Origin of the sequence: Burkholderia aenigmatica (assembly GCF_048627025.1) — a bacterium.
Classification (GTDB): Bacteria; Pseudomonadota; Gammaproteobacteria; order Burkholderiales; family Burkholderiaceae; genus Burkholderia; species Burkholderia aenigmatica.
Map to the genome: position 1 here is coordinate 2,317,333 of NZ_CP184468.1, position 12,440 is coordinate 2,329,772.

Below are 12,440 nucleotides of genomic sequence, written 5' to 3' on the forward strand. Positions count from 1 at the left end.
CGCCGCCGCGCCAGCCCGCCCTGCCCGCACCTGAACAGCCGCCCATGAGCGCTCACGCCGCCCCTTCGCCCGACGCGCTGTCGCGGCGCGCCGAATTCAAGGCCGCCAAGACGGAGATGCTCGAGCGCTTCCGCCGCGCGACGAACGTCGCATCGCTGATGCACGCGCTGTCGAAACTCACCGACGATGCGCTGAAGCGCGTATGGGACGACTGCGGGCTGCCCGCGACGCTCGCGCTCGTCGCCGTCGGCGGCTACGGGCGCGGCGAGCTCGCGCCCTATTCCGACGTCGACATCCTCGTGCTGCTGCCCGATGCGCACGACCCGGCGCTCGATGCGCGCATCGAGCGCTTCATCGGGATGGCGTGGGATCTCGGCCTCGAGATCGGCAGCAGCGTGCGCACGGTCGCGCAGTGCATCGAGGAGGCGTCGCAGGACGTCACGGTGCAGACCTCGCTGCTGGAAGCGCGCCGCATCGTCGGCAGCACCGCGCTGTTCGAGCGCTTCACGGTGCGCTACCACGAGGCGCTCGACGCCCGCGCGTTCTTCACCGCGAAGGTGCTCGAGATGCGCCAGCGCCACGCGAAGTTCCAGGACACGCCGTACAGCCTCGAACCGAACGTGAAGGAAAGTCCCGGCGGGCTGCGCGACCTGCAGACGATCCTGTGGATCGCGCGCGCGGCCGGTTTCGGCAGCAGCTGGCGCGAGCTCGACACGCGCGGCCTCATCACCGATCGCGAAGCGCGCGAGCTGCGCCGCAACGAGGGATTCCTGAAGACGCTGCGCGCGCGGCTGCACGTGATTGCCGGCCGCCGCCAGGACATGCTCGTGTTCGACCTGCAGACGCAGGCCGCCGAGAGCTTCGGCTACCAGCCGACGCAGGCCAAGCGCGCGAGCGAACAGCTGATGCGCCGCTATTACTGGGCCGCGAAAGCCGTCACGCAGCTCGCGACGATCCTGATCCAGAACATCGAGGCGCAGCTGTTCCCCGCGACGAGCGGCATCACGCGCGTGCTGTCGCCCGACCGCTTCGTCGAGAAGCAGGGCATGCTCGAGATCGTCGACGACGGCGTGTTCGAGCGCCACCCCGACGCAATCCTCGAAGCGTTCCTGCTGTACGAGACGACCCGCGGCGTGAAGGGCCTGTCCGCGCGCACGCTGCGCGCGCTGTACAACTCGCGCGAGATCATGAACAACGCGTGGCGCCGCGACCCGCAGAATCGCGACACGTTCATGCGAATCCTTCAGCAACCCGAAGGGATCACGCACGCGTTCCGGCTGATGAACCAGACGAGCGTGCTCGGCCGCTACCTGCTGAATTTCCGCCGCATCGTCGGCCAGATGCAGCACGACCTGTACCACGTGTACACGGTCGACCAGCACATCCTGATGGTGCTGCGCAACATCCGCCGTTTCGCGGTCGCCGAGCATGCGCACGAATATCCGTTCTGCAGCCAGCTGATCGGCAACTTCGAGCGTCCGTGGGTCCTGTATGTCGCGGCGCTGTTCCACGACATCGCGAAGGGCCGCGGCGGCGACCACTCGACACTCGGGATGACCGATGCGCGGCGCTTCTGCCGCGAACACGGAATCCCCGGCGACGACGCGGCGCTGATCGTGTGGCTCGTCCAGCATCACCTGACGATGAGCCAGGTCGCGCAGAAGCAGGACACGAGCGACCCCGAAGTCATCAAGCGCTTCGCCGAACTCGTCGGCAACGAACGGCGCCTCACCGCGCTCTACCTGCTGACCGTCGCCGATATCCGCGGCACGAGCCCGAAGGTGTGGAACACGTGGAAGGGCAAGCTGCTCGAGGATCTGTACCGCATCACGCTCGCGGTGCTCGGCGGCGCCAACCCCGACGCGCATTCGGAGCTGAAGTCGCGGCAGGAGCAGGCGCTCGCGCTGCTGCGCCTGGAAACCGTGCCCGACGACGCACACCGCGCGCTGTGGGATCAGCTCGACGTCGGCTTCTTCCTGCGTCACGACGCGGCCGACATCGCTTGGCAAACACGCGTGCTGTACCGGCACGTGAACGCCGAAACCGCGATCGTCCGCGCGCGGCCGTCGCCGATCGGCGACGCGCTGCAGGTGCTCGTGTACGTGAAGGATCGCCCCGACCTGTTCGCGGGCATCTGCGCGTATTTCGACCGCAACGGGCTGTCGGTGCTCGACGCACGCGTCAGCACGACGCGGCACGGCTATGCGCTCGACAACTTCATCGTCACGCAGACCGAACGTGACGTGCGGTACCGCGACATCGCGAATCTCGTCGAGCAACAGCTCGCGTCGCGGCTCACCGAAACCGCCCCGCTGCCGGAGCCGTCCAAGGGCCGCCTGTCGAGGCTGTCCCGGACGTTTCCGATCACGCCGCGCGTCGACCTGCGGGCCGACGAGCGCGGCCAGTACTACATCCTGTCCGTGTCGGCCAACGACCGGCCGGGCCTTCTCTATTCGATCGCGCGCGTACTCGCCGAGCATCGGATCGGCGTCCACGCGGCGCGGATCAATACGCTCGGCGAACGCGTCGAGGACATCTTCCTGCTCGCGGGTGCCGGCTTGTCCGACAACCGCCTGCAGATCCAGCTCGAAACCGAATTGCTGCGTGCGATCGCAGTCTGAATGAATTCCAGCGTTTATGCGCACCAAATTAACCGTCAAGAATCCGAAGCCGGCGTCGCCGACCCGCGCCCCTGTCCGCTCCGGCAGCCTCGTCGCCCGCAAGGCGGTGCGTCCCGCTGCGCCGCCCGCAGGGGACAAGCCGGCCCGCCCGAAGAAGGCCGCCCCGGCCGCCGCCGGCGAACGCACGTTCAAGCCGCGCGCTGCCGCGGGCGCCGAGCGCCCGGGCGCGGATCGCGCGCCGGCCAAGCGTGCGCCGCGTGACGGCGGTGCCGAACGCGGCACGCGTGCCCCTTATCGCGACAACGCGGCCGGCGAAGGTGCGAAGCGCAGCTTCGGCGACCGCCGCCCGTCGTCGGATCGCCCGCCGCGTCGCGATGACGACTCACGTCCGCGTCGCGCGGGTGGCGAAGGTGGCCCGCGCGCGCCGTATCGCGACAACGCATCCGGTGAAGGCGCGAAGCGCAGCTTCGGCGACCGTCGCCCGTCGTCGGATCGTCCGCCGCGCCGCGATGATGACTCACGTCCGCGTCGCACGGGTGGCGAAGGCGGCGCACGCGCGCCGTATCGCGACAACGCATCCGGCGAAGGCGCAAAGCGCAACTTCGGCGACCGTCGCACGTCGTCCGATCGTCCGCCGCGTCGCGATGACGACTCACGTCCGCGTCGCACGGGTGGCGAAGGCGGCGCACGCGCGCCGTATCGCGACAACGCATCCGGCGAAGGCGCGAAGCGCAGCTTCGGCGACCGTCGCACGTCGTCCGATCGTCCGCCGCGCCGCGATGACGACTCACGTCCGCGTCGCACGGGTGGCGAAGGTGGCCCGCGCGCGCCGTATCGCGACAACGCGTCCGGTGAAGGCGCGAAGCGCAGCTTCGGCGACCGTCGCACGTCGTCCGATCGTCCGCCGCGCCGCGATGACGACTCACGTCCGCGTCGCGCGGGTGGCGAAGGCGGCGCACGCGCGCCGTATCGCGACAACGCATCCGGCGAAGGCGCGAAGCGCAGCTTCGGCGACCGCCGCACGTCGTCCGATCGCCCGCCGCGCCGCAACGACGATGACCGCCCGCGCCGCGCAGGCGCCGACGACGGCAAGCGCCCGTCGTATCGCGACAAGCCCGCCGGTGAAGGCACGAAGCGCAGCTTCGGCGACCGCCCGGCCCGCCCCGCACGCGACGGCGAGCGCCGCTCGTTCGGCGCGGTCAAGACCGCGCAACCGGTCAAGCGCGCCGCAGCCGACGTCGACTACGGCGACGAATCGGGCCTGATGCGCCTGTCGAAACGGATGTCCGAGCTCGGCATGTGTTCGCGCCGCGAAGCCGACGAATGGATCGAAAAGGGCTGGGTACTCGTCGACGGCGAACGCATCGACACGCTCGGCACCAAGGTACGCGCCGACCAGAAGATCGAGATCGACGAACGGGCGAGCGCCGCGCAGGCCGCGCAAGTGACGATCCTGCTGCACAAGCCGGTTGGCTATGTGTCGGGCCAGGCGGAAGACGGCTACGAGCCGGCTGCCGTGCTGATCACGCGCGCGAACCGCTGGAGCGGCGACCATTCGCCGGTGCGCTTCTCGCCGCAGCACCTGCACGCACTCGCACCGGCCGGCCGCCTGGACATCGATTCGACCGGCCTGCTCGTGCTGACGCAGAACGGCGTGATCGCAAAGCAGCTGATCGGCGAGCAGTCGGATATCGACAAGGAGTACCTGGTGCGCGTGCGCTTCGGCGAACGGCTCATCGACATCGACCAGCACTTCCCCGCGGAATCGCTCGCGAAGCTGCGCCACGGCCTCGAGCTCGACGGCGTCGCGCTGAAGCCCGCGATGGTCAGCTGGCAGAACGGCGAGCAGTTGCGCTTCGTGCTGCGCGAAGGCAAGAAGCGCCAGATCCGTCGCATGTGCGAACTGGTGGGCCTCGACGTGATCGGCCTGAAGCGCGTGCGGATGGGCCGCGTGATGCTCGGCGCCCTGCCGCAGGGTCAATGGCGCTATCTGTCGGCCGACGAGACGTTCTGACCGCGGGCACGCCACACGCGTGCCACGCAATGAAAAAGCCCGCGCAAGCGGGCTTTTTTCTTGTCGGCGAGAAACGGGGCGCGCCGGGCAATCAGTCGTCGGAAGCCGGATCGAGCCCCGGGAACAGCACTTCCGTGAAACCGAAGCGCGTGAAATCGGTGATCCGCATCGGATACAGCTTGCCGATCAGGTGATCGTATTCGTGCTGGACGACGCGTGCATGAAAACCGTCGGCAACGCGATCGATCTTCTCGCCGTACTGGTCGAAGCCGCTGTAGCGCACCTTCGCGTAGCGGCTGACGACGCCCCGCATGCCCGGCACCGACAGGCAGCCTTCCCAGCCCTCTTCCATGTCCGGCGGCATGTACTCGACCTTCGGGTTGATCAGCACGGTCTCGGGCACCGGCGGCGCATCCGGGTAGCGGTTGTTGTTGCCGAAGCCGAAGATGATGAGCTGCAGCCCGATGCCGATCTGCGGTGCGGCCAGCCCGGCGCCGTTCGCATGGTGCATCGTCTCGAACATGTCCGCGACGATCTCGTGCAGTTCGGGTGTATCGAACCGCTCGACCGGCTTGGCGACTTCGAGCAGGCGCGGATCGCCCATCTTCAGGATCTCGCGAATCATGGCGTATTGCCCTCCAGGAGTTGGTGCAGGCCGTCTTCGTCCAGCACGGGGATGCCGAGTTCCTCGGCCTTCGCGAGCTTGCTGCCGGCTTCGGCGCCCGCGACCACGTAATCCGTCTTCTTCGATACCGAACCGGCCACTTTCGCGCCCGCCGCTTCGAGCATTTCCTTCGCGGCATCGCGCGTGAGCGTCGGCAGCGTGCCCGTCAGCACGACCGTCTTGCCGGCCAGCACGCCCTGCGGCGCCTTCGGCGCGGGCGGCCCTTCCGGCCACGTCACCTTGCCCGGCGCGCGCAACTGCTCGATCACGGTCCGGTTGTGCTCTTCCGCGAAGAACTGGTGGAGCGACTCGGCGACGATCGGCCCGACGTCGTTGACTTCGAGCAGTTCTTCGAGCGATGCGTCCATGATCGGCGTCAGCGAGCCGAAATGCTTCGCGAGATCCTTCGCCGTCGATTCGCCCACGTGACGGATGCCGAGCCCGTAGATGAAGCGCGCGAGCGTCGTGTGCTTCGCCTTCTCGAGCGAATCGAGCAGATTCTGTGCGGACTTCTCGGCGAACCGGTCGAGCTCGGCGAGCGTCGCAAAACCGAGATTGAACAGGTCGGCCGGCGTGCGCACGAGATTCAGCTCGACGAGCTGGTCGATGATCTTCTCGCCGAGCCCGTCGATGTCGAGCGCACGGCGCTGCGCGAAGTGCCACAGCGCCTGCTTGCGCTGCGCCGGACAGAACAGGCCGCCCGTGCAGCGCGCGATCGCCTCGTCCGGCAGGCGCTCGATCTTCGAGCCGCACACCGGGCATTCGGTCGGCATCACGAATTCGGCCGCGTCGGACGGACGCCGGTCGAGCAGCGCACCGACCACCTCGGGAATCACGTCGCCCGCGCGGCGCACGATCACGGTATCGCCGATCCGGATGTCCTTGCGGCGCACCTCGTCCTCGTTGTGCAGCGTCGCGTTGGTCACGGTCGCGCCGCCGACGAACACGGGCTCGAGGCGCGCGACCGGCGTGATCGCACCCGTGCGGCCGACCTGCACGTCGATCGCGACGAGTTTGGTCAGCGCTTCCTGCGCGGGGAACTTGTGCGCGAGCGCGAAGCGCGGCGCGCGCGACACGAAGCCGAGGCGCTCCTGTTCGTCGCGCCGGTTGACCTTGTAGACGACGCCGTCGATGTCGTACGGCAGCGACTCGCGCTTCTCGCCGATCCTGCGGAAGAACCCGAGCAAGCCTTCAGCGCCCTGCACGACCGCGCGCTCGCGGTTCACGGGCAGGCCGAGCGACTCGTACCAGTCGAGCAGCGCGCTGTGCGTATCGGGCATCGGCATCCCGTCGAGCACGCCGATCCCGTACGCGAAGAACGACAGCGGACGCTGCGCGGTGATCTTCGAGTCGAGCTGGCGCAGGCTGCCGGCCGCCGCGTTGCGCGGATTCGCGAATTCGCGCTGCTCGGCCGCACGCTGGCGTTCGTTCAGGCGTGCGAAATCGCGCTTGAACATCAGCACCTCGCCGCGCACGTCGAGCACGGCCGGCACGTGATCGCCCTTCAGCTTCAGCGGAATCGAGCGGATCGTGCGCACGTTCTCGGTCACGTCCTCGCCCGTCGTCCCGTCGCCGCGCGTCGACGCCTGCACGAATACGCCCTGCTCGTAGCGCAGCGAGATCGCGAGGCCGTCGAACTTCAGTTCGCACGCGTACTCGACGGGCTCCGTCACCGAACCGGCGAGATCGGTCGTCTTGTCGAGCGCGTCGGCGACACGCTTGTCGAATGCGGCGATGTCCTCGTCGGCGAAGCCGTTGTTCAGCGACAGCATCGGCGCGTCATGGACGACCGGCGTGAAGCCGCCGGCCGCCTCGCCGCCGACGCGCTGCGTCGGCGAATCGGGTGTCACGAGTTCGGGATGGTCGGTTTCGAGCTGCTGCAGTTCGCGGAACAGCCGGTCGTATTCCGCGTCGGGCAGATCCGGCTGGTCGAGCACGTAATAGGCGTAGTTCGCCCGCTCGAGTTGGTCGCGCAGCCACGCGGCGCGCGCGTCGGGCTGGCTGGCTGGCGGTTCGGCTTGGGTTCGGGCCATGCTGGCGGCAGAGTCGTTCTGAAAAATCGGAATTCCGATTATCTCAGTTTGACGCCGCAGCGGGGGCACGCGATGCGTGCCGCGCGGGCCCGCTGCAGTGCACACAAGCACGGTGCATTGCAGCGACGGGCGACGGCGCCGAAAGCCGCCGCCCGCCGGGCGCGCGTTACTGGCTGAACAGGCGGCGCGTGACCGGCGAACCGGCCGGGATGCCGGCTTCCTCGAGCTTCGCGTACAGCTTCATCAGTTGCTGATCGATCGCGACCAGCGTCGACTCCGGCAGCGGCCGGCGCGAATCGTCGACCACCCGTGCACCGATCCGTTCGGACAGCGATTTCGCGTAGTCGCACATCAGCCGGAACGGCAGGATGTCCTCTTCGGCCACCGGCACGTCGAGCACCAGCGTGATCATGTTGCCGCCCTTGTACGTGAGGTCGTCACGCAGGAAGTTCGTGTCGCCGAACTGCAGCATGAACACGGGGTTCTGCTTCGCGTCGAGCTTCACGAAACGCGTGCCGTCGCGCGACAGCAGCAGCCCGTCCTGCGACGCCACGGCCTGCACGTAGTTCGCCGACCACGGCGCGCCGTCCGACATCACGTTGACCGACAGCTGCGCGTCGCACTGCGCGGCAAAGGCGTCGAGCTCGCGCGCCATCGCGACCGTTTCCATCATGTCCGGGAATTCGGGTGCGCCGTCGATCGCGTCGGCGAACTGCTGGACGCCCGTCACGAATTCGGAGAACTCGAGCTCGTTCAGCGCGCCGCTGCGGTTCGCGAGCTGCGCGGCCGCACGCAGTTCCTCGTAGCGCACGCCGTTCTGCAGCAGCTCCCACTGGCCGCCTTCCGGCTTGCCTTCGATATGCACGGGCTTGCTGCCCGCGCGGCGCAGCCGCTGCGCGGCCGGCAGGATCTTGTCGCCCGGCAGCGGCCCGCCCAGGCGGATCGGCACGATGCAATCGATCCGGCGGTCGACGATCGCCGGCGGTGCCGACGAGATCGTCGTTGCAGCCGGCAGCACGGGTTCGGCCTGCTCGGCCGGTTCAGCGTGCATTTCATGCGCGGCGGCGGGCACGGCTTCGTCGCCGGCCACCGGCTCGACCGACTCGGCCGGCATGTCGACGCCGGTCGCCTCGGCCTGCAGATCGGCCGGCATGTCGGCAGGCGCTGCGCCACCGAACGTCGGCTCGACGCGCGCGACTTCGGCCGTCGTGCCGGCCGTGGCGGCCGCCGCGACCGGGGCCGCGGGTTCACGCCGCACCGGCTGACGCACCGGCTCGATGAACGGCAGTTCCTCTTCGCGTTCGGGGCGGTTCATCGCCTCGGCCGCTTCCTCCGGCATCGGGCGCGGCATCTTGCGCCGCACCTTCGCGCCCTGCCATGCGTTGTAGACCACGACGCCGCCCACCACGACGGCGCCCGCGCCGATCAAACCGAGTGTCAACTCGTCCATGCACGCTCCATCAGCAATTCTTGTTCGTCGGAACCGCGAACGGGCGCCCATGCGCCGCGCGAACGCAGTCCGGTTTCGTCAAACGTCAATTCTGGGCAAAACCCGCGGCGGTTTCCATGTCCACCGCGACGATCCGCGACACACCCTGCTCCTGCATCGTCACGCCGATCAGCTGCTGCGCCATTTCCATCGCGATCTTGTTGTGCGAGATGAACAGGAACTGCGTCTTGTCGGACATCGCGCGCACGAGGTTCGCGAAACGCTCGGTGTTCGCATCGTCGAGCGGTGCGTCGACCTCGTCCAGCAGACAGAACGGCGCCGGGTTCAGCTGGAACATCGCGAACACCAGTGCGGTCGCGGTCAGCGCTTTCTCGCCGCCCGACAGCAGGTGAATCGTCGCGTTCTTCTTGCCCGGCGGCTGCGCCATCACCTGCACGCCGGCATCGAGGATTTCGTCGCCCGTCATGATCAGCTTCGCCTGGCCGCCGCCGAACAGGCGCGGGAACAGGTCGCTGAAGTGACGGTTGACTTCGTCGAAGGTGCCCTGCAGCAGCGTGCGGGTTTCCTGGTCGATCTTGTGGATCGCGTCCTCGAGCGTCGTGATCGCGTCGATCAGGTCGGCCGACTGCGCGTCGAGGAACACCTTGCGCTCGCTCGCGGCCTTCAGCTCGTCGAGCGCGGCCATGTTCACCGGGCCGAGCGAGTTGATCGCGTTGTTCAGGCGCGTGACCTCGCCCTGCAGGTACGACGGCTTCAGATCCGGCGTGAGCTTCGCGGACAGCGCCACCTCGTCGACCTCGGCCGTCACGAGCTGCTCGGCGAACTGCTCGACCGACAGGCGCGCGGCCTGCTCCTTCAACTGCAATTCGGTGATGCGATCGCGCAGCGGCTGCAGCGAGCGCTCGGCGACGAGCCGCTGCTCGTCCGACGCGCGCAGCTTCGCGGTCAGGTCGTCGAGTTCGATCCGCGCAGCCTGCAGCGCCTCTTCCTTCACCGCACGAATCTCGAGCGCGTCCTGCAGGCCCGTGTGCGCGGTCTGCTCGTTGATCGTCTCGAGCTCGGCGCGCGCGTCTTCCAGCGACGCAGCAACACGCTCGCTCTGTTCGTGCGCGACCTGAATGCTGCGCTTGAGCTCGTCGATCCGCGTCACTGCATTGCGTGCGGCGAAGCGCGCGTCGTTCGCACCGCGCTCCAGGTCGCGTGCTTCCTGGCGCGCCTGCGTCAGCGACTCGTCGAGCGCTTCGAACGCGAGCTGGTTGTCCTCGAAGCGCGCCTGCAGTTCCGCGAGTTCGCCGTCGAAACGCTCGAAATTCGCTTCCGACTCCGCGCGCATCGCGCGCTGCTCTTCGATCTGCGCGCCGATTTCCTCGAGTTCCTCGCGGATCTGCGTGCTGCGCTGCGTGTAACGTTCGTGCGCCTGTGCAAGCTTCAGCACGTCCATCTGCAGCGCGTGCACACGCTGCGTCGCACGCTCGGCCTGTGCGCGCACGTCGCCGAGCGCCTGGGTGGCCTGCGTGTGCGCGGCTTCCGCGCGCACGGCGGCGGTGCGCGCCTCGTCGGCGAGCAGCGCCTGTGCGCGCACCTGGCGCGTCAGGTTTTCGATTTCCTGCTGGCGGGCCAGCATCCCGGCCTGCTCCGAATCGGCCGCATAAAGCTGCACGCCGACACGCGTGACGATATGGCCGGCCTTGACGACGAACGCGCCGCCTGCCGGCAGCTGCGTGCGCGTCGCGAGCGCCTGCGCGACGTCGTCGGCGACATACACGTTGCCGAGCCAGTCGTTCAGCACCGCGCGGATGCCCGCATCGTCGATGCGCACGAGCGACAGCACCGGACGCAGCCCGGCCACGGCCGCGGGCGGTTCGCCGGCCGCGGGCGGCGCGTAGAACGCGAGCTTCGCGGGCGGTGCGTCGGTGGCGAACGCCTTCACCCAGTCGAGGTTCGACACTTCGAGCGCGGCAAGGCGCTCGCGCAGCACGGCCTCGAGCGCCGCTTCCCAGCCGGCTTCGACATGCAGCTTCTTCCACAGACGCGGCAGCGCGCCGAGCTCGTGCTTGTCGAGCCACGGCTGCACCTTGCCTTCGGTCTGCACGTTTTCCTGCAACTGCTTCAGCGCGGCAAGACGCGCCTCGAGCTGGTGGATCTGCGCGGCTTCGGCCTGCACGCGCTCCTGCGCGGCACGGCGTTCGCCATCGAGGCGCGGCACCGTTTCCTGCGCGTCGGCGAGGCGCGCCTGCGCTTCGGCCAGGATCTCTTCCTGCTCGGCGAGCTGCATGCGCTGCTCTTCGAGCTGGGCCTCGTCCGGCGCGTCGAGCCCGCCCGCTTCGCTCTTCAGGCGCTCATGGCGCTGCTGGAGCTGCTGGAGCTGCTGGTCGGCGTTGCGCTGGTGCGCGGCTTCGAGCTTCAGCGACTGTTCGGTCTGCGCGATCCGCGCGCGCTCGTCGTTGAGCTGCGCCTGCGCATCGCGCCATTTGGCTTCGAGCGCCGGCAGCGCGTCGTGCTTCGCGGCTGCGTTGTCTTCGGCGAGCGCGGCCTTCTCGTCGGCCATCGCACGCGCCTCTTCGGCGTCCTCGAGCTCGTCCTGCGCCTTCTCGGCCTGCGCGCGCCATTGCTCGCGCTGCGCATTCAGCGCGGCGATCTGCGCCTGCACGCGATTGCGCGATTCGACGATGAACTTGATCTCGGCTTCGAGGCGGCTCACCTCGGCGTTCGCTTCGTAGAGCGAACCCTGCGCGCCCTGCATCGCATCGCTCGCCGAGTAATGCGCCACGCGCAGCGTCTCGAGCTGCGCCTCGACCTCGCGCAACTTCGCGGTCTGCGCCTCGAGGTCGATCTGCGCCTGTTCGATCGCGCGCTGCTGCTTCTGCTGCTCGCCGGCCGCCTCGTTCTTGCGCAGCAGCCACAACAGGCGCTGCTTCTCCTCGCCGTCGGCGACGAGTTCCTTGTACTTGGTCGCAACGACGGCCTGCGCCTCGAGCTTCTCGAGGTTCGCACCGAGCTCGCGGACGATGTCCTCGACACGCGTCAGGTTCTCGCGCGTGTCGTGCAGGCGGTTCTCGGTCTCGCGGCGGCGTTCCTTGTACTTCGACACGCCCGCGGCTTCCTCGAGGAACACGCGCAGCTCTTCCGGCTTCGCCTCGATGATCCGCGCGATCATGCCCTGCCCGATGATCGCGTACGCACGCGGCCCGAGGCCGGTACCGAGGAAGATGTCCTGGATGTCGCGGCGGCGTGCCGGCAGGTTATTGATGTAGTAACTCGACGTGCCGTCGCGCGTGAGCACGCGCTTCACGGCGATCTCGCCGTACTGGCCCCACTGGCCGGCTGCGCGGCCGTCGGAGTTGTCGAAGATCAGTTCGACGCTGGCCCGGCTGCCGGGCTTGCGGGCGGTCGAGCCGTTGAAGATCACGTCCTGCATCGACTCGCCACGCAGCTCGGACGCGCGCGACTCGCCGAGCACCCAGCGCACGGCGTCGATGATGTTGGACTTGCCGCACCCGTTCGGGCCCACCACGCCGACAAGCTGGCCCGGAACCTGGAAATGCGTGGGATCGACAAAGGATTTGAAGCCAGCGAGTTTGATCGAGCTCAGACGCACGGCGGTATCGGATGTGAAGAAGGTGTGAAACGGACGGAGCCGCACTGCGCGAGGCCGGAC

Annotated in this window: 6 protein-coding genes; 2 read left to right on the plus strand and 4 right to left on the minus strand. The window is 68.5% G+C overall.

Annotation, left to right across the window (positions count from 1 at the left end):
* Positions 1 to 44: 44 nt before the first annotated feature.
* Both ACN8ZM_RS10845 and ACN8ZM_RS10850 read left to right on the plus strand, forming a co-directional pair.
* Positions 45 to 2,621, plus strand: coding sequence for a [protein-PII] uridylyltransferase (locus ACN8ZM_RS10845; RefSeq protein WP_301768685.1), 2,577 nt, complete (start codon positions 45 to 47; stop codon positions 2,619 to 2,621).
* A gap of 16 nt (positions 2,622 to 2,637) precedes the next feature.
* Complete coding sequence (locus ACN8ZM_RS10850) at positions 2,638 to 4,635, plus strand: pseudouridine synthase (protein WP_420209961.1); 1,998 nt, start codon at positions 2,638 to 2,640, stop codon at positions 4,633 to 4,635.
* A gap of 91 nt (positions 4,636 to 4,726) precedes the next feature.
* Here the strand turns inward: ACN8ZM_RS10850 and def are convergent, their stop codons facing one another.
* The 4 genes from def to smc all read right to left on the minus strand — a co-directional run bounded on the left by def (position 4,727) and on the right by smc (position 12,380).
* Complete coding sequence (gene def / locus ACN8ZM_RS10855) at positions 4,727 to 5,260, minus strand: peptide deformylase (protein WP_011352465.1); 534 nt, start codon at positions 5,258 to 5,260, stop codon at positions 4,727 to 4,729.
* The gene (gene ligA / locus ACN8ZM_RS10860; protein ID WP_043189276.1) at positions 5,257 to 7,332 is read right to left on the minus strand and encodes an NAD-dependent DNA ligase LigA; all 2,076 of its coding nucleotides are present in this window, start codon (positions 7,330 to 7,332) and stop codon (positions 5,257 to 5,259) included. The genes def and ligA overlap by 4 nt, the downstream gene beginning before the upstream one ends.
* A 166-nt stretch (positions 7,333 to 7,498) precedes the next feature.
* The gene (locus tag ACN8ZM_RS10865) at positions 7,499 to 8,782 is read right to left on the minus strand and encodes a cell division protein ZipA C-terminal FtsZ-binding domain-containing protein (RefSeq protein WP_420209962.1); all 1,284 of its coding nucleotides are present in this window, start codon (positions 8,780 to 8,782) and stop codon (positions 7,499 to 7,501) included.
* A gap of 85 nt (positions 8,783 to 8,867) precedes the next feature.
* Positions 8,868 to 12,380 carry a chromosome segregation protein SMC gene (smc, locus tag ACN8ZM_RS10870; protein ID WP_043189297.1) on the minus strand — a complete coding sequence of 1,171 codons (3,513 nt, stop codon included), beginning with the start codon at positions 12,378 to 12,380 and terminating at the stop codon, positions 8,868 to 8,870.
* Positions 12,381 to 12,440 lie beyond the last annotated feature (60 nt).

Bases quoted from the DNA above. Each gene is read 5' to 3' on its own strand.
- ligA (WP_043189276.1), bottom strand. From the start codon at position 7,332: ATGGCCCGAACCCAAGCCGAACCGCCAGCCAGCCAGCCCGACGCGCGC.
- def (WP_011352465.1), bottom strand. From the start codon at position 5,260: ATGATTCGCGAGATCCTGAAGATGGGCGATCCGCGCCTGCTCGAAGTC.
- ACN8ZM_RS10845 (WP_301768685.1), top strand. From the start codon at position 45: ATGAGCGCTCACGCCGCCCCTTCGCCCGACGCGCTGTCGCGGCGCGCC.
- ACN8ZM_RS10865 (WP_420209962.1), bottom strand. From the start codon at position 8,782: ATGGACGAGTTGACACTCGGTTTGATCGGCGCGGGCGCCGTCGTGGTG.
- ACN8ZM_RS10850 (WP_420209961.1), top strand. From the start codon at position 2,638: ATGCGCACCAAATTAACCGTCAAGAATCCGAAGCCGGCGTCGCCGACC.